The organism is Paraburkholderia phenoliruptrix, from assembly GCF_902859825.1.
GTDB lineage: Bacteria > Pseudomonadota > Gammaproteobacteria > Burkholderiales > Burkholderiaceae > Paraburkholderia > Paraburkholderia phenoliruptrix.
Genome location: NZ_CADIKB010000005.1, coordinates 159,366 through 183,063, shown reverse-complemented (window position 1 = coordinate 183,063; position 23,698 = coordinate 159,366). Strand labels below are relative to the sequence as shown.

General features: G+C 64.2%; 19 protein-coding genes. 11 read left to right on the top strand and 8 right to left on the bottom strand.

The genetic code is table 11. The annotated features are described in order from the left end of the window. Positions 1 to 2: 2 nt before the first annotated feature. Genes HV711_RS08440 through HV711_RS08425 form a run of 4 tightly spaced genes read right to left on the bottom strand, consistent with a single transcriptional unit; the run spans position 3 to position 4,427 of the window. Complete coding sequence (locus HV711_RS08440) at positions 3 to 1,160, bottom strand: glycosyltransferase family 4 protein (protein ID WP_028363278.1); 1,158 nt, start codon at positions 1,158 to 1,160, stop codon at positions 3 to 5. Next, positions 1,157 to 2,335 carry a glycosyltransferase family 4 protein gene (locus HV711_RS08435; protein WP_035477393.1) on the bottom strand — a complete coding sequence of 393 codons (1,179 nt, stop codon included), beginning with the start codon at positions 2,333 to 2,335 and terminating at the stop codon, positions 1,157 to 1,159. Before HV711_RS08435 ends, HV711_RS08440 begins: the two co-directional genes overlap by 4 nt. Before the next feature lie 17 nt (positions 2,336 to 2,352). Next, positions 2,353 to 3,894 carry an O-antigen ligase family protein gene (locus HV711_RS08430; protein WP_035477395.1) on the bottom strand — a complete coding sequence of 514 codons (1,542 nt, stop codon included), beginning with the start codon at positions 3,892 to 3,894 and terminating at the stop codon, positions 2,353 to 2,355. After that, entirely contained in the window at positions 3,894 to 4,427 is a 534-nt protein-coding gene (locus HV711_RS08425) for a GNAT family N-acetyltransferase (RefSeq protein ID WP_035477398.1), read from the bottom strand. Before HV711_RS08425 ends, HV711_RS08430 begins: the two co-directional genes overlap by 1 nt. A gap of 269 nt (positions 4,428 to 4,696) precedes the next feature. Here HV711_RS08425 and HV711_RS08420 point away from each other — a divergent pair, with 269 nt between their 5' ends. The 10 genes from HV711_RS08420 (at position 4,697) to HV711_RS08375 (ending at position 18,474) form a co-directional block, all read left to right on the top strand. Next, the gene (locus HV711_RS08420) at positions 4,697 to 4,945 is read left to right on the top strand and encodes an acyl carrier protein (RefSeq protein ID WP_013588568.1); all 249 of its coding nucleotides are present in this window, start codon (positions 4,697 to 4,699) and stop codon (positions 4,943 to 4,945) included. Next, positions 4,942 to 6,198, top strand: a complete 1,257-nt coding sequence (locus HV711_RS08415; RefSeq protein WP_035477400.1) for an acyl-CoA dehydrogenase family protein — start codon at positions 4,942 to 4,944, stop codon at positions 6,196 to 6,198. The genes HV711_RS08420 and HV711_RS08415 overlap by 4 nt, the downstream gene beginning before the upstream one ends. Beyond that, positions 6,198 to 7,250, top strand: coding sequence for an amino acid--[acyl-carrier-protein] ligase (locus HV711_RS08410; RefSeq protein ID WP_035477402.1), 1,053 nt, complete (start codon positions 6,198 to 6,200; stop codon positions 7,248 to 7,250). Before HV711_RS08415 ends, HV711_RS08410 begins: the two co-directional genes overlap by 1 nt. Then, positions 7,247 to 8,377, top strand: coding sequence for a DUF1839 family protein (locus HV711_RS08405; RefSeq protein WP_028363284.1), 1,131 nt, complete (start codon positions 7,247 to 7,249; stop codon positions 8,375 to 8,377). Before HV711_RS08410 ends, HV711_RS08405 begins: the two co-directional genes overlap by 4 nt. A 40-nt stretch (positions 8,378 to 8,417) precedes the next feature. Then, on the top strand, positions 8,418 to 11,042 hold the full coding sequence (locus tag HV711_RS08400; protein WP_035477404.1) for a glycoside hydrolase family 2 protein: 2,625 nt from the start codon (positions 8,418 to 8,420) through the stop codon (positions 11,040 to 11,042). A 626-nt stretch (positions 11,043 to 11,668) separates the two neighbouring features. Continuing rightward, positions 11,669 to 12,403: a Crp/Fnr family transcriptional regulator gene (locus HV711_RS08395; RefSeq protein WP_006048767.1), complete on the top strand. Its 735-nt coding sequence runs from the start codon at positions 11,669 to 11,671 to the stop codon at positions 12,401 to 12,403. A gap of 36 nt (positions 12,404 to 12,439) precedes the next feature. After that, positions 12,440 to 13,849 (top strand): undecaprenyl-phosphate glucose phosphotransferase, encoded by a 1,410-nt coding sequence (locus HV711_RS08390; RefSeq protein ID WP_035477405.1) that lies wholly within the window; start codon positions 12,440 to 12,442, stop codon positions 13,847 to 13,849. 2 nt (positions 13,850 to 13,851) lie between these two features. Beyond that, positions 13,852 to 14,805, top strand: a complete 954-nt coding sequence (locus tag HV711_RS08385) for a glycosyltransferase family 2 protein (protein WP_013588574.1) — start codon at positions 13,852 to 13,854, stop codon at positions 14,803 to 14,805. A 37-nt stretch (positions 14,806 to 14,842) separates the two neighbouring features. Next, the gene (locus HV711_RS08380; protein WP_035477406.1) at positions 14,843 to 16,039 is read left to right on the top strand and encodes a polysaccharide biosynthesis/export family protein; all 1,197 of its coding nucleotides are present in this window, start codon (positions 14,843 to 14,845) and stop codon (positions 16,037 to 16,039) included. A 23-nt stretch (positions 16,040 to 16,062) separates the two neighbouring features. Then, positions 16,063 to 18,474 carry a polysaccharide biosynthesis tyrosine autokinase gene (locus HV711_RS08375; RefSeq protein WP_035477407.1) on the top strand — a complete coding sequence of 804 codons (2,412 nt, stop codon included), beginning with the start codon at positions 16,063 to 16,065 and terminating at the stop codon, positions 18,472 to 18,474. A 181-nt stretch (positions 18,475 to 18,655) separates the two neighbouring features. Here the strand turns inward: HV711_RS08375 and HV711_RS08370 are convergent, their stop codons facing one another. Together HV711_RS08370 and HV711_RS08365 are read right to left on the bottom strand one after the other, a co-directional pair. Next, positions 18,656 to 19,078: a helix-turn-helix domain-containing protein gene (locus HV711_RS08370; RefSeq protein WP_035477408.1), complete on the bottom strand. Its 423-nt coding sequence runs from the start codon at positions 19,076 to 19,078 to the stop codon at positions 18,656 to 18,658. Between the two features lie 305 nt (positions 19,079 to 19,383). Further along, positions 19,384 to 20,601: a glycosyltransferase family 4 protein gene (locus HV711_RS08365; RefSeq protein WP_035477409.1), complete on the bottom strand. Its 1,218-nt coding sequence runs from the start codon at positions 20,599 to 20,601 to the stop codon at positions 19,384 to 19,386. Between the two features lie 168 nt (positions 20,602 to 20,769). On the opposite strand from HV711_RS08365, the gene HV711_RS08360 reads away from it, so the two are divergent. Further along, a complete protein-coding gene (locus tag HV711_RS08360) occupies positions 20,770 to 22,089 on the top strand; it encodes a glycosyltransferase family 4 protein (RefSeq protein ID WP_035477410.1) in 1,320 nt (439 codons plus the stop codon). A 66-nt stretch (positions 22,090 to 22,155) separates the two neighbouring features. On the opposite strand, the gene rpiA is transcribed toward HV711_RS08360, so the two are convergent. Together rpiA and rlmB are read right to left on the bottom strand one after the other, a co-directional pair. Next, on the bottom strand, positions 22,156 to 22,851 hold the full coding sequence (gene rpiA, locus HV711_RS08355; RefSeq protein WP_028363292.1) for a ribose-5-phosphate isomerase RpiA: 696 nt from the start codon (positions 22,849 to 22,851) through the stop codon (positions 22,156 to 22,158). A 63-nt stretch (positions 22,852 to 22,914) separates the two neighbouring features. After that, positions 22,915 to 23,658: a 23S rRNA (guanosine(2251)-2'-O)-methyltransferase RlmB gene (gene rlmB, locus HV711_RS08350; RefSeq protein ID WP_013588582.1), complete on the bottom strand. Its 744-nt coding sequence runs from the start codon at positions 23,656 to 23,658 to the stop codon at positions 22,915 to 22,917. Positions 23,659 to 23,698: the final 40 nt, after the last annotated feature.

The window sequence follows — 23,698 nt, the reverse complement described above, 5'->3', positions numbered from 1 at the left end:
CATCAGAACGCTTCGATCGCCTCGCGGTAAATCCGCGCGACCTGCGCGGCCACCACGGGCTGGTCGAAGTTCTTGCGCGCATAGTTGCGGCATGCGTCTTCGTCCGGCAGCCTGCGCCGCCCGAGCAACGCGTCCGCCATGCCTTCGCCGATCGCACGGAAGCCGCCCGAGGGCAGCACCAGATCGCGCGAGAGCGGCGCCACGGCTTCGGGCAGGCCGCCCACGGGCGTGACGAGAACCGGCGTGCCGGCCGCAAGCGATTCGATGGTGGTGAGGCCAAAGCCTTCCAATGACACCGTTGGGACCACTGAAAGATCGGCCGCGCGGTACCACAACGGCACCGTCTCGTCGGGCACGAAGCCGGCGAGCCGCACATGGTTATCGAGGCCGCGCGCGGCAATGCGCGCCTGCAATTGCGCGGCGAGCGGCCCCTTGCCGGCAATCGTCAACAGGACCTCCGGCAGGAGCGGCTTGACCACCGCCATTGCATCGATCAGATCTTCGAGTCCCATGCGCGAGACAAGGCGGCGGATGCAGAAAATCAGCGGCCTGTCCGTTGCAAGACCGAGTTGCCGGCGCGCCTCGGCCCTCGTCGCGCGGACGTTGAAGTGCGCCACATCGACACAGCCGGGCACGATACGGATGCTGTGCTCGCCCACGCCATACGTCTCATGAAGCAGGCGTGCGAATGCCCGCGACAACACGATATGACGCGTCGCGCCGCGGTAGACGAAACGCTCCAATGCAACGCGCAACGCCCGCGCGATGCCGCCCCCGCCGCCCGGATACGATTCGGCCGCCCACGGGCCATGAAAATGCACGACCTTCGGCACGTCGCGAAACACGCCCGCAGTCGGCGCCGCATACAGCGCGAAATGGGTTGCGACGACATCGGGCATGCGCGCGGCCCGCAGCACGCGCGAATGCCGGCGCGAGCCGAGAAGCCGGGCGCCGAGCTGCGCCTCCGCGCCGGCGAACGATTGCACCCGTCCTCCCGAAGCGTTGAACACGCCCGTGCTTCCCGCCACCATGCCGCGCACGTTCACGCCCTGCGCGGGCAGCGTATCGATCAGCGCCTTGAACATGCGGTCAAGGCCGCCTGGCCGCTCATTGAACCAGTGCATGCCGATTTGCAACGAATCGATGGGCGCCGCGCTCATAGCTTCACCGCTTCCGTCGCGCATTCGCGCGGCAGCGCCAGTGCCGCGCGCCGTGCATGCACCTGCTCATAGACCGTCAGATAGCGCTCGGCCATGGCCTGCCAGCTCAGGCCGCGCGCCACGTCGCGCGCACGTTCGCCGAGGCCGCGCGCGTAGCCGGAATCGCCTGCCACGCGCATGACCGCTGCGGCAAGCGCGGCGGCATCGTCCGGATCGTCGAGCACGATGCCGCTGTCCGCGCCGATCACTTCAGCGCCGCCTGCCGTGCGCACGGTGATTACCGGCAACCCGGCGGACAGCGCCTCCAGCAGAACAAGCCCCATTGGTTCGTAGCGCGAAGGAAATACAAATGCGTCGACGGAGCGCATCAATGCCGGCATGTCCATGACCATGTCGGTGAAATGAACGCGCTTCGAGAGACCGAGCGATTCCACGAGCGCCGGATAGGGACTATTGTGCAGAATACCCGCCACCGCGAGATGGACCTCGGCGGACGTCTGCACGAGCGCGTGCAGCACCGTGTCCAGATTCTTGCGCGACATGCGCAGGTCGCCCGCGAACAGCAGCATGAAGGGTGCTTCCGGCAAGCCGAAACGCGCGCGCTCGGATGCGCCGGGCGTGAACTCGTCGATATCGACGCCGTTATGAATTACCTGCACGCGTGCACCGCCAATCCCCAATGCGCGCACTTCGCCCGCCACTTTCTGCGATACCGGCACGATAACGTCGGTATGGCGAAACGACCACTTTTCGCACGCTATATTGAGCCACGTGTAGAGCACCTGATAGGCGTGATAGAAACTTCGCAGAAAGCGAAATGGATAGAAGCCGCACCGGTACCAGCCGTCGTGCACGAAGTGGACCGCGTTGACGTCCGAGCTCGCCCACGCGATAAAGCCGTTCACATGCACCACGTCGAATTCCTTGCGATGCGCGCGAATCCACGCGCCACAGCGCAAGGCGAACATCTGATACTGAACGAGCCGTGTCGGCAGGCGGCTTTTCGCCACGCGCACGAAGCGCACGCGCGGATGCCCGACGAGCTCAGTCGCGGCCTCTGCGGCGAGCAGCGTGACGCAATGGCCCGCCGCCAGCGCTGTCTGCACGATTTCGTAGTTCACGCGTCCCTGCCCATCGTTCTTGCGTACGACGTGGGTGACGATGAGAATCCGCATCCTGTTGTCCTTCGTTTTTAACGCGTCAGGCGCGCCAGCGTTGCACCGCTTGCCGCGTGACGTTCTCGCGCATAGCGCAGCGAGATCACCGGCAACGTCACACCGAGGAAGAAAAACATCCCGGAGACCGACGTGAGCGTGTTGATGAAGACCATCATCGAAAAGATCGCGACGGCCACGCCGACCCCGGAAATGGCGAGCAGATCGGTGGCGTGCCGCCGGCTCGCGCGGTAGGCGCGCCATAGCAGCATCAGCACACCGGTCGTATACAGCAGCGTGCCGGGCCAGCCCATCACGAAGGGCACTTCCATCAGGCCGCTGTCGAAGTCGGCGTGCGCGGCTGCGGCCTTCTCGTCGGAGAGCTTGGTGCCGAGACCGGTCGCGCCGAGGCCCTGCCCGGCAATATCGGTGAGCGCCGAAGAGAGGAAGCTCTTGTAGAACTCCGCGCGTGCCTGGTAGCTGTTGTCCTCGCCGATGTCCTGTATCGTGCTGAAGCGCCGCACCACCGGGTCGGCCACCTGGTCGATCATCATCAGCGGCGCGGCCATCACGGCGAGACCGAGCACGCCGGCGAGAAGGCGCACGCGGCTCTTGCCGTCGAGCATCGTGAACGAATAGATCAGCGCAATCGTGAAGCCGCCCCACGTGCTGCGCGCACTCGTCAGCAGCAGTGCCGGAATGCCGACGCAACCCAGCACAATGCGCGCCTTGCCGCGGGCCGCGAGGGACATCAGCAGGATCGTCATCAAGGTGACCGCGAATGGTCCGCATGAATTCATCGTGCTGCTGATGCGCATGCCGAACGGCACCGGCTGTCCCTCGGATTCCATTTTCGACGCGATCAGCCAGAAGGCGTCCCACGGCATGGGCGAGACGAATTCCAGCAGGCCGTAGAGACTCATCAGGAGTCCGCCATAAACGAACGTCTTCAGCAGAACGCGGTGATAGTCCGGATAGTGACGCCACGTCACCGTCATATAAAAGGCGACCATCACCGGGTAGAGCCAGTTGATGAGCGTGAAGGTCGCCGCAGCCGGCCCTGCTTGCACGAAGCCCACCGCATAGGCGTACACCAGCGCGATCACGATCAGTAGAAGCGGCGCGGCGCGGCGCTGGCCGAACGTCGCGACATGTTTGACGAGCGTGAGGCCCATCAGCGCAACCGCGGCAAGCGGCGCGATCATGATGGGGCTTTGCTGATTGAACGCACCGCTCACGAAGTCCGCGAGACGCCGAACCTCAGGTGTCAGGAAGAACAGCCAGCAGACGAAACCGAGGTAATGCGCAGGCGAGCGCCGGTACAGCATCAGCGCAACCGCGAATGCGCCGGCCGGAAAGAAGAGCTCCACCACTCTGCCTTGGTGCAGCACGATGATTCCAAGCGTCGCACCGAACAGCAGCAACGGCAAACGCAACGGATGGCGCAGCTGCGCCGACCTGCGGCGGCGCACGGACTTCGCCGTTTGCGTAGCGGGTTTGCGCGGTGCCGCGCGCCGTTCGTCAGCCGTCGGGCTCAGCGCGAGCCGCGCGCTCGACGGCGTGATCAGCACCGGCTCCATTACAGCATCTCGAACGTGTTGACAAGCGCGGCACGGTCGCGCTCGCGGCGCCGTAACGCGCCGAGCGGTTGCGAACCGCGCACCTGCCGCGTGAGGCCGATGAACGGCACACCGTGTTCGAGATACGGGCCTTCCGTCTTACGAAAGCCGAATTGCTCGTAGAACTCGCGCAGTCCCACCGGTGCGCTCACGCGTGCGGCCTGCCCCGGCCAGCGTTCGCCGATGGCCTGCAATACGCGCTCCACCAGCATTTCCGCCGTGCCGTCGCCGCGCCGCAACGGACTCGTCAGCACCTTGTCGATCATGACCTCGGGGTCTTCGGCATCGCCGGGCTGCACGCGAGCATAGGCGAGGATTGGCATGGGTCTCGCCATGTCCTCCACGGCGAAGACATGCAGCGAGGTTTCGTCGCGCCCATCGGCATCGAGACAGACATGCGACTGTTCGACGACGAACACCGCGCTGCGTGCCCGCAAGATGAGGTACAGCTCGCGCGCAGAAAGCTGCTCGAATTCCAGCGTTTTCCAGTTCATCACGTTCCCCAGCGGATTCTTTAATGTTCGATGCTGCCGGCGTCACGCGCCGCCTGCGGACCTCGGTCGACAGTCGGGGCCCTCAGGATGGCTACACGTTAAGGCCGCCATACGGCTGTTTCCGTGCGCCATCGCACTGACGCTGGAGTTTGACGATTCTTAAATACGAGGCACCGATAACGCGTCGCGTCGCGAGCAGAGATCGACCCATGCATTCGCCGCAGCGGGCGAATGTCACGAGACCGTTGCATAACAGAGGGACAACCACCATGAAGACCGCATTGCGACGCATCCTTTCTGAATCGGCCCGCCTCGACGTCTCGCCGGATAGCCTTGCGGACGACGCGGACCTGTACGCGGCCGGGCTGTCGTCGCTCGCGACCGTGCATCTGATGCTGGCCATCGAGGATGAATTCGGCGTCGAGATTCCGGACCGCATGCTCACGCGGCGGCTCTTTTCGAGCATCGATTCGATGGCCGCCGCGGTCACCGAGCTGCAGCAGGCGAAAGCAGCATGAATGCCCCGCTCCTGGATCCGGCCGCGCCGGCGGCATCCCCGGCGCCTGCGGCATTGACCGCGATAGAACCCGAACCCGGCTGGCGCGCGGCGGCGCAGCGCTGCGCTGCCATCGCCGCACAGTTCGCCGATGCCGTCGACAGCGAAGCGCGCTTTCCCGTCGAAGCCTTCGCGGCGCTCAAGCACGAGCGCCTGCTCTCGGCGATGGTGCCGACCGCGTGCGGCGGCGCGGGGTTGTCTCTCGCCGACGTCGGCGCGATTTGCGAAACGCTCGCGCAAGGGTGCGCGTCGACGGCGATGATCTATGCGATGCATCAGATCCAGGTTGCCTGTATCGACGAACATGGCGGCGCCTCGCCGTGGCACCGGCAGTTGCTCGCGCAACTATCGGAACACCAGTGGCTATTCGCCTCGGCCACGTCTGAAGAAACCATCGGCGGCAACATGCGCACGAGTGCCTGCGCGGTCGAGCTCGATGGCGCGCGCTTTCGCATCGAAAAGCTTGCGCCCACCATTTCGTATGGCGCGCATGCGGATGCCATTCTGGTCACCGCGCGCCGCACGGCCGAGTCGGCCGCAGCGGATCAGGTACTGATCGTCGCATTACGCGAAGAAACGCTGCTCGAACATCGCGGCGTGTGGGACTCGATGGGCATGCGCGGCACCTGCAGCGAAGGCTTCAGGCTCGTTGCCACAGGGCTTGCCGAACAGATCCTGCCCACGCCCTTTGCCGACATCGCAGACCAGACCATGCTGCCCGTTTCGCACACTTTGTGGGCGTCCGTGTGGACAGGCGTCGCCGCCGATGCGGTCAACCGTGCGAAAGCCTTTTTTCGCGCACAGGCGCGTTCGAAACCCGGCTCCGTTCCGCCGGCCGGCATGCGCCTCGCGCAAGCCGTCGGTCTGCTGCAGATGATGCAGGCGCGCCTGCAGGTCGCGCTCGACGCCGCACGCGCGGCGCACGCCGCCCGCCTGAACGAATCGCAAGCGGATGCGCCGCTTGCGGCCATGCTCGGCTTTGCGTCCGACATGAACACGCTGAAGACCAGCATCTCTTCGACCGCGCTCGACGTCGTGCAGGAAGTGCTGATGATCTGCGGCATGGCGGGCTACAAGAACGGCACACCGTACAGCGTGGGCCGCCATTTGCGCGACCTGTACTCCGCGCCGCTCATGATCAACAACGACCGCATCGCGCAGAACACCGCGAGCCTGCTGCTCGCGCAGCGTCCCGCTGCTCCGGGGAGAGCCTGATGAATACGATGACCGATACCGCCGCCCTCGCCGCCACGCCCGATCAACCGCCTACGCCGAGCTTTCGCGACGAACTGCTCGCCGCGGGGCTTCTGATCGATACCGGCGAGAACGGCCTGTATGGCCGCAGCCAGGTTTTCGAGGACGTCGTGGAGCGGCTGAATGTCGCGATCACGCATCTCGGCGCCGATCAGGACCCCGAAGTGTTGCGCTTTCCGCCTGCCATGCGCCGCACGGACTTCGAAGATAGCGAATATCTGAAGAGCTTTCCCGATCTCGCGGGGACCATCCACTCGTTTTGCGGCAACGAGCTGGGTCACCAGCGCCTCCTGCGAGCGCTCGACGACGCCATGAACGAAAGCGACGACGACCGCAGCGACGCGTGGATGGCGCAGCAGAAGCCCACGCGCGTGGTGCTCACCCCGGCGGCGTGCTACCCGATCTATCCGGTGATGGCACGGCGCGGTCCGCTGCCGGCCGGCGGACGCACGATCGACGTGTTGTCGTATTGCTTTCGTCACGAACCGTCGCTCGATCCCGCGCGCATGCAGATGTTCCGCCAGCGCGAATACGTACGCCTCGGCAACGCGCAGCAGGTCATGGCGTTCCGGCAGATGTGGATCGAACGGGGCTCGCTGCTCGTCTCGCTGCTGCAATTGCCTGTCGAAGTGGACCTCGCCAACGATCCGTTCTTTGGCCGCGGCGGCAAGATCATCGCCGATAGTCAGCGCGCGCAGGCGCTCAAGTTCGAACTGCTGATCCCGGTCGCCAATCCCGGCAGCAAGACCGCGTGCCTGTCGTTCAACTATCACATGGATCACTTCGGCGGCATCTGGAAGATCTCGTGTGAAGACGGCACGGTCGCGCATACCGGATGCGTCGGCTTCGGGATGGAACGCATCACGCTCGCGCTGTTCCGCCACCACGGGCTCGAGGTCAACGCCTGGCCCGACGACGTGCGCGCACTGCTATGGGGCGAAACCGAAGCGCGCGTCGCGCAGGGCATCGCACAAATGCGCACGCAGGCAGACGCAGCGGGAGACGGCGTATGAATCCGTCGCTGACACCGCTGCCGAAGAGCAGTCTGGGCGAATCGCGCCCATCGGGCGGATCGTGCGCATCGGGCACGCCTTGCAGCTCGCCGCTATCGCCGCGCGGCTCAACGTCGAGCGACGATGCGGCCCCTTCCTCGCCTATCGCGACACTTCGCACTGCGCCAACCTCGCCTCGTCAGCATGAGCCGCATCTGTTGCACCAGGGCGAGCGCGTCTGGCAGGAAACCAATTGCTATGTAGACCTGTGGATCGAATTGCTGCACGGCTTTGGTCTCGATCCGCGCGCCGCCTTTGCCTTTACGGTCACACAGGACTTCGAAGGCGATCAGTTCACGTTCTTCAAATTTCCGCTCGAGGATCTCGAGCGTCTTTATGGCACGCAGGTTCAGGAACTCGCAATCTACGACTCGCTGGAAGCTCGCGTCCTCGCGCAAACGCTGCGTGGCCACACGGTGCTCGTCGAAGTGGATGGCTTTTATCTGCCGAATACGCGTGCCACGTCGTATCGCCGCGAGCATCCGAAAACCACGATCGGCATTGACTTTATCGATCCCGGCACGCGACGTCTCGGCTATTTTCACAACACCGGCTATCACACGCTGGACGGCGAGGACTACGACGGCGTGTTCCGCAAGCTGCCGCAATTCGCGCAGCAACCCGACCTGCTGTTTCCGTACGTGGAATTCGCGAAGCAGGCACGGCCCGCGCTGGAGGGTATGGCGCTCGCCGAAGCCTCGGCCGAATTGTTGTGCGCGCATCTAGGACGCCGGCCCTTGAGCAACCCGATCTCGCAATGGCGTGCCGCGTTTCCCGAGCATCTCGACACGCTGCTCGAGCGCGGCGAGGCGTTCTTCCACCCCTACTCGTTCAATCTGATGCGGCAGCTCGGCGCGAACTTCGAATTTCTCTCGAAGTATCTGCTCTGGTTGTCCGCGCAAGGCTTCGAGATTCCCGCGACGATTCCTGCAGCGGCACAGCGCATCGCGTCGGAGTCGATGGTCATGCAGTTCCGGCTCGTGCGCGCCATCGCCCGCGGGCGCCGCGATCTCTGCGACGACTGCTTCGACGTGCTCGAAACCGCTTATGACGAGACATTGCCGCCGCTTGCCGCACTCGTCTTGTGACGCATGCACCCGAGCTTCGGGGACTCTTCAGGAACTCGCCGTGGATGCACTGACGACGGGCCCGGCGCCCGAGCACGATGACACCGGCGCCGCGCCCTCCGTCACGGTCGACGAAACCTCCACACAGGTCGAGGCGCAAGCGCTCGCCGATGCAGTCGAAGCTATCTGGCCACAACGCCTCGACACCGGCTGGCAATGCGTGAGCACACCGGCCGGCGCATGTGCGTCGCCGAACGACCTGCCCACAGGCGGGTGGCTCGCCGCGCAGGTGCCGGGCACCGTCGCGAGCGCGCGCCGCGCCGCGGGTCTCTTCGACATGATGCATCCCGCCCCACTCGCCTTCGACGATCACTGGTATCGCGTCACGTTGTGCGGCACGGGCAAGCGCCGCTTGCGCCTACATGGGCTTGCGACCATTGCCGAGGTCTGGGTCGACGGCGTCCGGCGTCTCGACTCCGAGTCGATGTTTGTCGCGCACGATCTCGACATCGAGCTGAACGGCACCACGCTGCTCGCCCTCTGCTTTCGCTCCTTGACGCCAGCTTTGGCGGCAAAACGCTCGCGCGCCCGCTGGCGGCCGCGGCTCGTCACGCCGCCTGCGCTGCGCAACGTGCGCACTACGTTGCTCGGGCACATGCCGGGCTGGTGCCCTTCGGTTCACGCCGTGGGACCATGGCGGCCCATCGAACTCCTGAGCGACGCGCGTCACGCGATCGAGAGCATGGACGTCACGAGCGGCATAGCGGGCGACGACGGCCTTGTTTCGCTCACGCTACATTTCGTTCACTCACACGATATCGCGACCTGTCACGCTTCGTTGGACTGCGGCGGCGCTGTTTCACCGCTGCAATGGATCGATGCATACACACTTGCCGGCGCTGTCCGCGTGCCCAGCGTTCAACGCTGGTGGCCTCATACGCATGGCACGCCTACTTTATATCCGCTTACGTTGCACCTGAATGACAGCGGCCCGGTTTGCTGGCCGCTCGGACCCATCGGCTTTCGCGAGATCGAGGTCGAGCGCGGCGCGCACGGCGACGGCTTCGCGCTGCGTGTCAACGGTGTGCCGGTGTTCTGCCGCGGCGCGTGCTGGACGAGCGCCGACCTCGTCACGCTGAGCGGCACGGAAGCGCAACTGCGGCACGCATTCGAACTCGCGCGCGATGCAGGTATGAACATGCTGCGCGTAAGCGGCACCATGGTGTACGAGTCGGACAAGTTCTATGCGTTAGCCGACGAATACGGTCTCCTGGTCTGGCAGGACTTCGCTTTGGCGAATTTCGACTACCCGAACGATGCGGCCTTTAGCGCATCCATCGAACGCGAGGCCCGGCAGTTTCTCGCCCGTACGCGCCGACATGTTTCACTCGCGGTACTGTGCGGCGGCAGCGAGGCCGAACAGCAAGCCGCGATGTTCGGGTTGCCGCCTTCGATGCGCGCGCAACCAGTGTTCACCCAGCAATTACCCGCCATCGTCGCGCGCGAACGGCCCGACGTGCCGTACGTCTGCAACTCGCCGTCCTTGGGCGTATGGCCGTTTTCCACTAATGAGGGCATCACTCATTACTATGGTGTGGGCGCCTATCAACGCCCGCTCGACGACGCGCGCCGCTCGCAGGTGCGCTTTGCCGCCGAGTGCCTCGCCTTCGCGAACGTGCCCGACGACGCCACCTTGCACGAAGCGCTCGGCACCATCCATTCGCATGATCCACGCTGGAAAGCAGCCGTGCCGCGCGATCCGGGCGCGGGCTGGGACTTCGACGACGTGCGGGACCATTATCTTCAGACGTTTTATGCCGTCGAACCGGCGCGCCTGCGCTACGAAAATCCCGAGCGCTACCTCGACCTCTCGCGCGCGGTCGTGGCTGAGCTGATGGCCGATGTGTTCGCCGAATGGCGCAGGGCGGGCTCCGGCTGCGGCGGCGGGCTCGTCTGGCAGCTTCAGGACGTGCGGCCCGGCGCAGGCTGGGGTCTGATCGACGCGACGGGCAGGCCTAAAAGCGCGCTGCACGGCCTCGCGCGAGCGCTCCAACCCATTCAGGTGCTGTTCACGGACGAAGGCCTCAACGGCCTCGATATCCACCTGATCAATGAGCGCGACCACACCCTGGAGGCGCAACTGGAGCTCGTCTGCCTGCGCGACGGCTTTGTGAAGGTTGCGTCGGCGAGCCGCGCGGTGCAACTCGCGCCGCGTTCGACCCAGCGCATCTCCGCGGCCGCGTGCCTCGACCAGTTCTTCGATCTGACGCATGCCTACCGTTTCGGCCCACGCGCGCACGACGTCACAATCGCGACGCTGCGCGATGCGGCGAGCGGACGGATCATGTCGGAAGCCTTCCATTTGCCCGACAGGCGTGTGGGCGCGCTCAGCGATCCGGGCCTGACGGTCGCGGTGGAACCGGTGGACGACGGCTGGCAGCTCATCGTAGAAGCGAAGCGCTTTGCGCGCTTCGTTCATATCATTGACTCACGCTATCGCGCCGCGCACGACTGGTTTCACCTCGTACCGAACCGGCCCTGCATCGTGCCGCTGGTGCCGTCGGCACCGCAAAGCGCGACGGTTGCGCGCGCATCCAACTCAGGCTGCAAAGCCGATGCAACATCTGCGGCACCCGCCGGCGAAGTCCGCGCGCTCAATGCCGCGTCCCCCACCTTCTACGGCTAAACGTAGTGGCCGCCGGCCATGCCTTCGCGAGGCGCGTAAAACCTCGCGCTGCGCGAACGCATCTGTCGGGCGCAGTCCGTCACTGTCGTTTCTTTTGCGACTCCTGAGGATCACAAATGTCGAACCGTACGGCAACCCACGCAGCCGGTTGAACACATCTGAATCAATTCCGGCACATCCCGGACACCGCGTGAGAAGGCGCCCGCGAAGCGCGGGACAACCCTGGCGTACCCCTCGCAAAACCGCTGCCAGTTATTGCGAAGTCAATCGGATCAAGCACTTGGCTCGTACAAAAACACCGGTGCACGCGCCGCGCCGCTGGATGGCCGGTGTACAGAATTGAAACAAAAAGGCGCGTACGGCAAGGCGAATCGACCGGGCCGTCCTCGCTGCGTCGCACCAGTCAGGCTTTTCCCTATGGTTGGCATAGTCCTCGCTAATACAAGCACGCAACATCGCGGCGCCGTGAGGAGCAACCAGAACGGCGTCGGCACATCAGGCCAATACGGGGCCGATTCTGTTCATCCTCCGCTGTTTGCAACGCAGCGCACGAGTTATCAAAGGGTGCAGGAGTCGGATCAAAAACAGGAAGACGCGCGACGCGCGGCTTCACGCGAGGACCGATCATGTTGACACTTCAATCAGATCTGCACGGTAACCATTTGCTCGGCGCATTGCCGTCTCACGAATGGCAGGCGCTTGCTCCCCACCTCGAACTGGTCCATCTGCGCACGGAGCAATTGCTCTGCGATTCCGGCCAACGGATCCATCACGTGTACTTCCCCACTACCGCGATCATTTCCATGCTCTCGACGATGGAAGACGGCAGCTCCGTCGAGATCGCCGCGGTCGGGCGCGAAGGCATGACCGGCGTACCCGTGCTCACCGGCGGCGAAACCATGCCGAACCGCGTGCAGGTGCAATGCGCCGGCTTCGCGTATCGCATGAGCGCCCAGGCTCTGAAGCAGCAATTCGCACGCTCCGATTTTCTGCGCCGTCTGATGCTGCTCTACATGCACGCGCTCCTCACGCAAGTCGCGCAGACCGCGGCATGCAACCGCCATCATGCACTGAACAAGCAACTGTGCCGCTGGCTGCTGATCGAAGTGGACCGCGTCGCGTCGAATGACCTCACGGTCACGCAGCAACTGATCGCCGATATGCTCGGCGTGCGTCGCGAGGGCATTACCGAGGCAGCCGGCAAGCTGCACGACGAAGGCCTCATTCACCACAGCCGCGGACACATCAAGGTGCTCGACCGCAAGGGGCTCGAAGCACGCGCGTGCGAGTGCTACGGCCTCGTGAAGCGTGAATTCGACCGCCTTCTTCCCCGCCTGCGCCAGGCCGAGACCGTCGAATAAGACGCTGTACGTTTCGACCACCTCGCAGAGTCAATAATGTTCAGGAATACTGCGCGATGCCTCGACGCACTCTTCGTGATTGCGGGAGGCCTGCTCGCTCACTGGATGCGTTTTTCGACGCTCGCGGCGTTGCCGGACACGGAACGCCTGCTGATTGCGTTCAACTGCGTGCTGGTGCTGCTGATGTTTCCCGGCTTCGGCGTCTACGAAACGTGGCGCGGCAAGGCCTTGGGCGCGATGCTCGCGCGAGTGGCCGCGGCATGGCTCGCCGTGGTCGCGGCCGCATTGTTGCTCGCGTTCACGCTGCATCGCATGGACGCCGTCTCGCGCCTCTGGTTCGCCTACTCGACGCTGATTTCAGGAGCGCTGATCATTGCGACGAAGTGCGCAGTACATGTCGCATTGCGCAGCGTTCGCCGGCGCGGCATGAACTTCCGCACGGTCGCGATTGTCGGCGCACCGGGTTTTGCCCGCACGCTGCTCGCACATCTCGAACATGCGCCGCAAGCCGGGTTCAAGCCGGTCTGCGTGCTCGACACCAGCCTTGCAAATAGTGTCGATGAGCTTGCATCGTCCGGTGCGCGGCTCAACCCGCGGCTGAACCGGCTGCCGGTGCTGACCGATCCACATGCCTTCGCCGCGAAAGTGCGCGACGAGCATGTGAACGAAGTATGGCTCGCGTTGCCTTTATCAGAAGAACATACGATCTATCGCTTCCAGCGCATGTTCAGGCATGACTTCGTGAATCTGCGTTTTATCCCTGACGTACGCAGCCTCTCGCTTTTCGACCACTCGCTTGTCGACGTGGTCGGTTTGCCCACGCTGAACCTGAGCGCGCCGTCGCTTTCGCCCCCGCAGATGTGGCCGAAGCTCATCTTCGACCGGCTGTTCGCCGCGGCCGCACTCGTCGCATTGGCGCCGGTGTTCGCGGTGCTGGCGGCAGGCATCAAGCTCACCTCGCCCGGGCCCGTGTTCTTTCGCCAGATCCGCAAGGGTGCCGACGGCGAGCCGTTCTCCATCTACAAGTTCCGCTCGATGACCGTGCATCACGAAGCAGAGGGACAGGTCACGCAGGCTTCGCGCCACGACGCGCGCGTGACGAAGCTCGGCGCTTTCATGCGCCGCACGAGTCTCGACGAACTGCCGCAGTTTTTCAACGTGCTGCTCGGCCAGATGTCAGTGGTCGGACCGCGTCCGCATGCGATCGAGCACGACGATCTCTACAAGGATCAGGTGTACGGCTACATGCACCGCTATCGGATCAAGCCCGGCATTACCGGCTGGGCCCAGGTGAACGGTTATCGCGGCGCGACTGCCAAGGTGGAGAAGATGGAAGCGCGCGTGAAGTTCGATCTCTTTTACATACACAACTGGTCGTTCTGGTTCGACATGAAGATTGTGTTCATCACCATCTTCAAGGGTTTTGTCAGCCGCAACGCATTCTGATCATGCCGCTACGGGAACCGCTCGTGAAAGTCTCCGTGATCGTGCCGACGTACCGTCGCACCGCCGATCTCGCGCGGTGCCTGGCGGCGCTCGACGCACAGGAGCGCCGGCCTGACGAGGTGATCGTCATCGCGCGTCACGACGATCATGCCACGCTCGACTGGCTGCGCACGCGCGAGGCCACGCGGCCCGATCCGCGTCGTGCGGTGGTGCTCGTGCACAAGCCCGGTGTGGTGGCCGCGTACAACCTCGGCATAGAGAGCGCATGCGGCGACGTGCTCTGCTTTACCGACGACGACGCCGCGCCGCATCCGGACTGGGTCGCGCGAATCGCCCGCGCATTTCAGGCCGATCCGTGCCTCGGCGGGTTGGGCGGACGCGACATTGTGCATGAAAACAACGGCATTCTGCAGGGGCAGAAGCCGTGCGTCGGCATCGTGCGCTGGTACGGCCGCACGATCGGCAATCATCACATCGGTCATGGGCTGGCGCGCGAAGTGGATGTGCTGAAGGGCGTGAACATGGCGTTTCGCCGTGAAGCGATCGGCACGCTGCGTTTCGACGCGCGCCTGCGCGGCAGCGGCGCGCAGGTTCATTGCGAAATGGGCTTCAGCCTCGACGTGCGCAGGCGCGGCTGGACGCTCGTCTACGACCCGGCGTTGCTCGTCGAGCATTTTCCCGCTCAGCGCAGCGACGAAGATCAGCGCTTCGCATTCAACGACACGGCGTTCTATAACGCGTCGTTCAATCTCCGACTCATCATGTGCGAACACCTGACGCCACCCGGCCGATGGGCGTTCGTCGTTTACTCGACGCTGATCGGCGATCGCGCGGACCCGGGGTTTCTGCGCGCATTGTCGCTTGCATTCGAGCGCGGCGGACTGGCGCTTGCGCTTCGCAAATGGCGAGTGGGTTTACGCGCAATGCGCGGGGCATGGCAGGAAGCGGTGCGCTAACCAACGACGCACCGGCTACACGCGAAGGGACCATAAAATGACGACCAGAACAATTGCTGCGGGGCTCGCGGCTGCATCTCTATGTGCCTGCACGCTCGCGCCAGGACCTTACCTCGACACGAAAAGGCTCGAGCAGCCTGCGCCGCCCGAACAGACCGCCGAGAAGTTTCCGGTCCACACGATCGACGTCGGCTATTTTCGTCAGCAACGCGCGGCCGCTGTGCCCGCCGTCTGTCCGTTGACCTGTCTCACACCGCAAACCCGGGGTCACTACGAATATCGGCTCGGAGTCGGCGACCAGCTGACCATCATCGTGTGGGACCATCCGGAGCTGACGGGCGGCATGGGCACCGCGGCCGGCACGCCGCCGCTGCCGGCCGCGAGCGGCGTCGCGCCCTCTCCCGGCCCCACGCAGACGCAGGGCGCGACGCCGATCGCGCCGACCGTGACGAGCAGCGGCGAAGGCGGCCTCACGGTTCGTGTCGCGAATAACGGCACGATTTTCTTTCCGCGCGTGGGGCGGATCAAGGTGCAAGGCATGACCGCGCAGGAAGTCCAGGAAGCGTTGACGAAGGGCCTGGCGCGCACCATCCGCAATCCGCAACTCGACGTGCGCGTGTCGGGCTTCAACAGTCAATCGGTGCAGGTCACGGGCAATCTGCGCACGCCCGCGTCGGAAGCGATCACCGATGCGCCGCTCACCGTGCTCGACGCGATCAATCGCGCGGGCGGCGCCTTGCCCGATGCGGACCTGCAGAACGTCGGCGTCACGCGCGACGGCAAACGCTACACCGTCGACGTGGCAGCACTGCTCGAAACGGGCGATCCGCAACAGAACGTACTCCTGAAGGACGGCGACATCATCGACGTGCCGGACCGTTCGAACAGCCGCGTGTTCGTGCTCGGCGAAGTGAACAAGCCGACCTCGCTGCCGATGAACCGCGGCCGCCTCACGCTCGCCGACGCGCTGACCGGCGCCGGCAGCCTCGACGTGAAGACCGGCGATCCACGCTACGTCTACGTGGTGCGCGGCGCCGACAAGACGCTCACGCCCGACGTGTATCAACTCGACATGACCCAAGTGGATGCATTGATGCTGATGACCAAATTCGATCTGCAGCCGAAGGATGTGGTGTACGTGCAGGTGTCGAGTGCGGCACGCTTTAACCGTGCGCTCGAACAGATCACACCGACGCTGCAGTCGCTCTTCTACACCGTCCAGCTCTCCAGATAAATTGCTCGCAACGGAGTTTCGACATGAGTACGTATGACATGCTGGACCACGGTCCAGCACCGGACGGCGACGAGGACGCGGTGATGCGCGACCTCTTGCGCATGGTCATGGAGCAGATCTGGTGGGTGATCGGTATTGCCGGCAGTGTGATCCTCGCGGCGGTCGTCTATACGAAAATCGCCACGCCGGTCTATTCCGCCGATGCGCTGCTGCAGGTCGACGCGCAAAGCAACGGCAACAGCGCGCAAGGCCAGAAACTGCTCTCGCTGATGCCGAGCATCGGCCCGATGCGCACCGAAGCCGAGATCGAAATCATCAAGAGCCGTGCCGTGGTCGAGCCCGTGGTCGAACAGTTCAAGCTGAATTTCAGCACGTCGGCGAACACGGTGCCGGTGCTCGGCAAGATCTCGGCGTTGTTTGCGCGTCCCGGTCAACCCTTCGGCGCGCCCTTTGGCCTGAATGAATATGCGTGGGGTGGCGAGCAGTTCAAGGTGAGCTCCATCGTCGTGCCGAAGTCGCTTGAAGGCGCGCAACTGACGCTGCGTGCGCTCGGTAACGGCCGCTACGTGCTGTGCGATGCGTTCGGCGCGACACTGCTGACGGGTGTCGCCGGAATAGAAGCAAAAGGCCATGACATCACACTGCTGGTGGAGAAACTGGTGGCCCGCCCCGGCACGGAGTTCCATGTCACGCGCTTCAATCAGCTGGACGCCGTGTCGGCGCTCTCCACCTCCTTGCAGGTCGCCGAAAAAGGCCGCGATACGGGTGTCGTGCAATTGTCGTATTCGGGCACGGACGCTCATGCGATCACCGCGATCACCAACGCCGTGGCCGCGTCATATCTGAAGCAGCGCACCGAACGCGCGCAGGAAGAAGCGAGCCACATGCTGGAGTTCCTCAACAGCGAAGTGCCGCGCCTGCGCGCCGAAGTGAAGAAGACGGAAACCGCGCTGTCCGAGTATCAGTCGAAAGTCGGCTCGTTCCAACCCACTCAGGAAGCGGGCGTGTATCTCGCGGGCGGACTCGACTATGAAAAGCAGATTGCGGCGCTGCGCATTCAGCGCGCGCAACTGCTGCGGCGCTTCACGGAGGAAAGCCCGGAAGTGCAGCAGGTCGATTCGCAGCTGAGCGCCATGGCGCGCGAAAAAGCCCGCTTTGAAGATCACTTCACGACGCTGCCCAGTTCCGAGCGCAATGCGCTTGCCTTGCAACGCGATGCGAAAGTCGCCGAGGAAATCTACGTCGCGTTGCTGAACAAGATTCAGGAGCTGTCGATTTCGCGGGCCGGCACCATCGGCAACGTGCACATCATCGACGAAGCGCTGCTGCCTTCAAGGCCGGTTAAGCCGAAGTCGGCGCTGATCATTTCGGCGGGCACGCTGCTCGGCGTGATCGGCGGCATTCTGTTCGCGTTCTGCCGACGCAAGTTTTTTACCGGCGTGGCCGATCCCGAGTTCGTCGAACGACGTTTCCAGCTGCCTATTTTCGGCGCGATCACCTTCAGCCCTGAACAGGCGCGCAGCGACCGCCAGTTGAGCGCCGCGCGTACCGCCGCGCTTTCCGCGCCGCGCTCGCGGCCAAGCGAGGTCGAGGACGCGCCAGCGGCACCTGCCGGCATCGCGCGACTCCTTCCTTCGCGGGCGCACGCCAGTGCAAGTGCGGACGACGCCAAAAAAGAGCCCGTAGGCACGCAGACCGTGATTGCATCGGGCAAGGCGCCGGTGCGGCCACTGCTCGTGAAGACGCATCCGTTCGACACGACAGTCGAAGGCCTGCGCGGTTTGCGCGCCACCTTGCAGTTCGGCTTGATCGATGCGCCTAACCGCATTGTCGCGATCACGAGCCCGGCTCCTTCGGACGGCAAGAGCTTCCTGAGCGCGAACCTCGCGGCGCTGATTGCCGAGTCCGGCAAGCGCGTGCTCCTCATCGACGCGGATCTGCGGCGCGGCCGGCTCGCGCAATACCTCGGACGCTCGCCCGAAGGCGGCCTCACCGAGCTGCTGACCGGCCAGGTGGATCTCGACACGGCAGCACGCGCAACCGGCGTCGCGGGCCTGCATTTCATCGCCGCGGGCACGTATCCGCCGAATCCCTCGGAGATTCTCACGTCGTCGCGTTTTAGCGAAATCCTGGCGCGGTTCGAGCAGCAGTTCGATCTGATCATTGTCGACACGCCGCCGCTCCTCGCGGTCGCCGATGCCGCGGTGGTGGCCAATCTTGCGGGCTCGACCGTGCTTGTGATGCGTGCCGGCGCGCACACCGAAGGCCATCTTGCCGCGGCGCTGAAGAAGCTGCGCCGCGCGCGCGCCCGCGTGGTGGGCGGCGTGATGAATGCGGTGCCTCTGAAGAGCCACAATAAAAATGGTACGTACGACTACGCTTATGCATACACGTACACTACCACGAATCCAGACGAGGTTTCCAGGCGAGACTAGTGCGTGTTTCACACGGAACGGATCGAGGGCTGCGCCGCAGAAAGGCGCAGCCTTTTTTATTGCCGCGGAGCGAGGCGACTAGACGCGGAAACTACTACTGCCATTTCGATGGTTGTGAGTGCAACGGATACGGCGCCGGGGGCACGAGGGCCGCCGGCGCCGCCGGGAAAGAGAACGAGTGCTACAGAAAAGCGCTAACGTCGGTCTGAAAACGCTGCGCCAGCGCCTTCGCGACCTTCTTGCTGATCGAACGGCGACCTGCGAGGATGTCGCTGACCACCGTGGGCGATGCAATGCCCATCAGGTCCTTCTGCTTCAGCCCGTGCGTCTCGAGCAGGTGCCGCAACACCTCGCGGGGCTCCGCCTTGGGAAGCGTCACGTTCTGCGCTTTCCAGCTACGCACCAGATCCGACACGATCGCGTGAAGGTCGGCGAGCGGATCGTCCTCCTTGCCGTCCAGATGAGCGGCAAGGGCACTGGCGAGCTCCGCCATCGTCTGATAGTCGTGCTCGTCGCGGATGGGTGTAATGGGCAACTGGGCCTGTAGCGCGGCCCAACTTTGAGCGATATCGGGAAAGGATCCCGGAAGGCGATCGGCGTTCATGAGTTTAGAGTCTTCCTCGTCCAAAGGTCGCGTTCCAATGCGTCATTGCGTGACGAACGGAGTAACGACTGCCTGTTTTAATAAATTGCAGCGACGACCCGCACCGTTTTCGTTACCGTCCTGGTTACGGTTTGCCGCCTGCGTCGAATACCGTGTATCGAGGCGGCACATGATCCACGCTGGCGCCTCCCCCCGATCGCCGAGCGGGTGGCATGGCCCGGACGGCTTGTTGATGGTGCTGCCCTGCTCTACCACTGAGGAACCGCCGAACCTGCCGGGCATAGAAAGCCTGCGCAGGCTTCGGCTCAGCGTCCCCAACTGCGCTGCGACGCGGGCTCGGTCTGCCATCCGGCCGGCTCGGTCACGAACTCCGTATCGATCCGCTCGACCGCCGCCGACTCACCGCGCGCGCCGACCGCGGCGATGGTTCGCGTGACTTCGGCCATGAAGGCCCGGCGAAACACGGCCGCCGAGAACCGCTCGGCGTTTGCACGGCACGCGGCCGGGGTGATCTGCTCATGCTGGCGCTCGAAGCGGTCGATTGCATCGAGCATCGAGACGACAGTTTGTCGTCCGAAATAAACGCCGGTGGGATGCGCTTCACCGAGTGGGACCACCGTCTCGAGCGCCCCGCCCTTGCCGAACGCGATCACCGGCGTGCCGCACGCCTGCGCTTCGAGCGCGACAATGCCGAAGTCCTCTTCGGCAGCGAAGATGAATGCTCTCGCGCGCTGCAAATAGTCCCTCAGAACACCAATAGGCTGATAGCCGAGTATGATCACATTCGGCCCGGCCTTGGCGCGAATCGCGGCCATTTCCGGTCCGTCGCCGATCACGATCAGCTTGCGGTGCGGCGTGGCACTGAAGGTCTCGACGATCAGGTCGATGCGCTTGTACGGCACCATGCGCGAAGCGGTCAGATAGAAATCTTCCTTGTTCGTGCATAGTTCGAACTCGTGGACATCGACAGGCGGCGGAATCACCGCGGCTTCGCGCCGATAGGTTTTCACCATGCGCCGGGCGACGAATTGCGAGTTGGCAATCAGACGGTCCACGCTGTTCGCCGAATGCGAATCCCAGCCGCGCAGATAGTGCAGCAACACGCGCACGAGCCACGACCTGGGTCCACGCGTCAATCCCGCTTCACGCAGATATTGATGCTGCAGGTCCCACGCGTAGCGCATCGGCGAATGCACGTAGCTCACATGCGTTTGATCGGGACCGACGAGCACACCCTTTGCAACTGCATATGAACTCGTGATGATGAGGTCATAGCCCGCGAGATCGAACTGCTCGACGGCGAGCGGCATCAACGGCAAGTACGCGCGATAACGGCGCCGCGCGAGAGGCAGGCGTTGAATGAAAGAGGTGGTGACGGGCTTACCGTGCAGCGGACGACGGTCTTCGAGAAAATCGACGAGGCTGAAAAGATCCGCGTCGGGAAAGCATTCGATCATCTGCTCGAGTACCTTCTCCGCGCCGCCAGGTGCGACCAGCCAGTCGTGCACGATCGCAACTTTCATGATCTCCCTATCCTCGGTAAAACGCCTTCGGGCTTAGCAACGAGTGTATGTGGCGCATCGTTTGCTGTGCGTGCGCGTGCCCACATTCGACGCGCGACAGGACGCGAATAATTGAATCGTCGTCATTCGCCTCTTGCGAATGCAGAGAACCAGTTAATTCGCCTTCCTATGCGCCCCACGCTCGACGCCTCGCCACTCGCTCATTCGTTGCCGCTGGTTGCGCCAGCATGCATCGACCCAGCTGCAGCGCCCCTCGGCTCGGGCATAGCCGCATCCGCAGCAGTCCATAAGGCCGCGTTGCCGCGCGTGCTGTTCGTCGATCAAAGCGGTCAGCTCGGCGGGGCTGAATTCGCGCTGCTGCAATTGGCTGAACATTACCCGTCGCATATGGAGGTGGTGTTGCTCGCCGACGGTCCGTTCCGCTTGCGCCTCGAAGCACTCGGCGCGCGCGTGCAGATCATCAACGATGCAAGCGTGTCCGGCATCGCGCGTCAGGCGTCTGCTTTGAACTGCCTGCGCGTGCTGCCCGGCATCGTCAGACAGGTTCGTGCGATCGCGGCGCGCGCCCAAGCGTTCGACATGCTGTTCGTCAACACGCAAAAAGCACTGGTATTGGGCGCGCTGGGCAAGGCACTGCATCGCAAGCCCGTGGTCTGGTATCAGCACGACATTCTGACGCGCGAGCACTTCGGACGCGTGCAGCTCGCGGTCGTCAAATGGGCGGTGCGTCTTGCCGTCGATCAGGTGATCGTGAATTCGCGCGCGTCGGCGAAGTCCCTCGCTGCGCTGACGGGTCGCGCCGCGGACACGGCGCCGGTGGTTTATAACGGAATCGATGCAAGCGCATTCAATTGCGTGGACGGCACGGACATGGGCATGCTGAGGCAACGCCTCGGTTTGCCCGAGCACGCGTGGCTCGCGGGTCTCTTCGGCCGCCTCGCGCCGTGGAAAGGTCAGCACATTGCGCTCGAGGCATTGACGCGTCTACCCGACGCGCACCTCGTGCTGGTCGGCGCGCCGCTATTCGGCGAAGATGCCTATGCACAGCGCCTGCGCGACGAGGCAAGCGCGCTCGGCATTGCGGAGCGCGTGCACTTCGCGGGCTTTCAGGACGACATACCGGCGTGGATGAAAGCGATGAACGTGATCCTGCACACGTCGACGGAACCCGAGCCTTTTGGCCGTGTGATCGTCGAGGGCATGGCGGCAGGCCGCCCGGTGATCGCCGCAGCCGCGGGCGGTGTGACGGAGATCGTGCGCCATGGGCGCAACGGCTGGCTCGTAAAGCCAGGCGACGCTGCCGTGCTCGCCGACGCGATCGGCGTGTTGCGCAACGACCCGGCGCTTGCGCAGCGCCTCGCGCAACAGGCGCTTCTCGACGCGCAAGCGGAGTTCTCAGTCGATCAATATGTACAACGGATGATGGACGCGCTCAGCAAGGCAGTGAAGCGGCGCGACGGCGAGGCGAATGCTCAGACGAGCCCTTGAAATAAGGTGTATTTGCTGCAAAGAGGAATGCACGAGCCCGCCTGATGCGGGCTCGTGCATGATTGCTCAGTCCTTGCGGTACTCGATGGTTTGCACGCCGGTGTCCGTGCCAAGCAGACAAAGATTGGCGCCCCGGCCCGCGAAGAGGCCGACTGTCACGACGCCCGGCCATGCGTTGATCTGCGTTTCGAGCGCGCAGGGGTCGGTAATACGCAGACCTTTGACGTCGATGATCTCGTTGCCGTTATCGGTGATGAACGGCGTGCCTTCTTTCGTGACACGCACGACCGGGACGCCGCCGAGCGCCGTCACGCGGCGGCCGATCGCGGTGCGCGCCATCGGCACGACTTCCACAGGCAGCGGGAAGTTGCCGAGCGTCTCGACGAGCTTGCTTGCATCCGCGATACAGACGAACACGTCCGACACCGACGCGACGATTTTCTCGCGCGTGAGCGCGCCGCCGCCGCCCTTGATCATCGCGCCGCTGTGGTCGATCTCGTCCGCGCCGTCCACATACACGGGCAACGAATCGATCTCGTTCAGATCGAGCACCTTGATGCCGTGCGACTGGAGCCGCGCGGTGGTGGCGAGCGAACTCGACACGGCACCGCGATAGCGCGCCTTGTTGGCGGCCAGCGCGTCGATGAAGCAGTTCGCGGTGGAGCCGGTACCGACGCCGATCACCGAGCCTTCGGGCACGTTGGCGAGGACATAGTCGGCGGCGGCCTGGCCGACCAGTTGCTTGAGTTCGTCTTGAGTCATGGAATGCGGGCGAGCAGTAAAAGGCGCTAGTTTACCGGAGTCGACGTTGATAGCCGGCGGGAATTACTTCTTCGCCGAGCGCTGCCGCACCGCTTCGAACAGACACACGCCCGAGGCCACCGAGACGTTCAGGCTTTCCACCGTGCCCGCCATCGGAATCTGCATGACCACGTCGCAGGTATCGCGCGTGAGGCGGCGCATGCCCTCGCCTTCGGCACCCATCACGATAGCGACGGGGCCGTCGAGCTCGGTCTCGTAGAGGCTTTTCGTCGCTTCGCCCGCGGTGCCGACGATCCACACGCCCGCATCCTTCAGTTCGCGCAGCGCGCGCGCGAGGTTCGTCACGGTGATGTACGGCACGGTGTCGGCCGCGCCGCTTGCGACCTTCGCGGCCGTCGCGTTCAAGCCGACCGCGCGGTCGCGCGGCGCGATCACCGCGTGCGCGCCGGCCGCATCGGCCACGCGCAGGCAGGCGCCCAGATTGTGCGGATCGGTCACGCCGTCGAGCACCAGAATGAGCGGCGAGCCGTTGATGCCGTCAAGCAGTTCCGCGAGATTCTGCGCGAGCGGCAAGTCGCCTGCACGGGCCACCACGCCCTGATGACGCTCGGTGCGCGCAAGCCCCCACAGACGCGTTTCATCGGCGGCGATCAGGCGCACGCCCGCCTCCTTCGCCGCGTGCAGAAACTCCGTCATGCGGCGATCCTTGCGCGTGGCGTCGTAATAGACATCTTCGACGGTCGACGCATCGTGCCGGATGCGCGCGGTGACTGCATGAAAACCGTATAAAACCTTGTGACGTGCCATGACTGATACAACCTTTGATTGAGCGCGGCAGAAGCTGCGC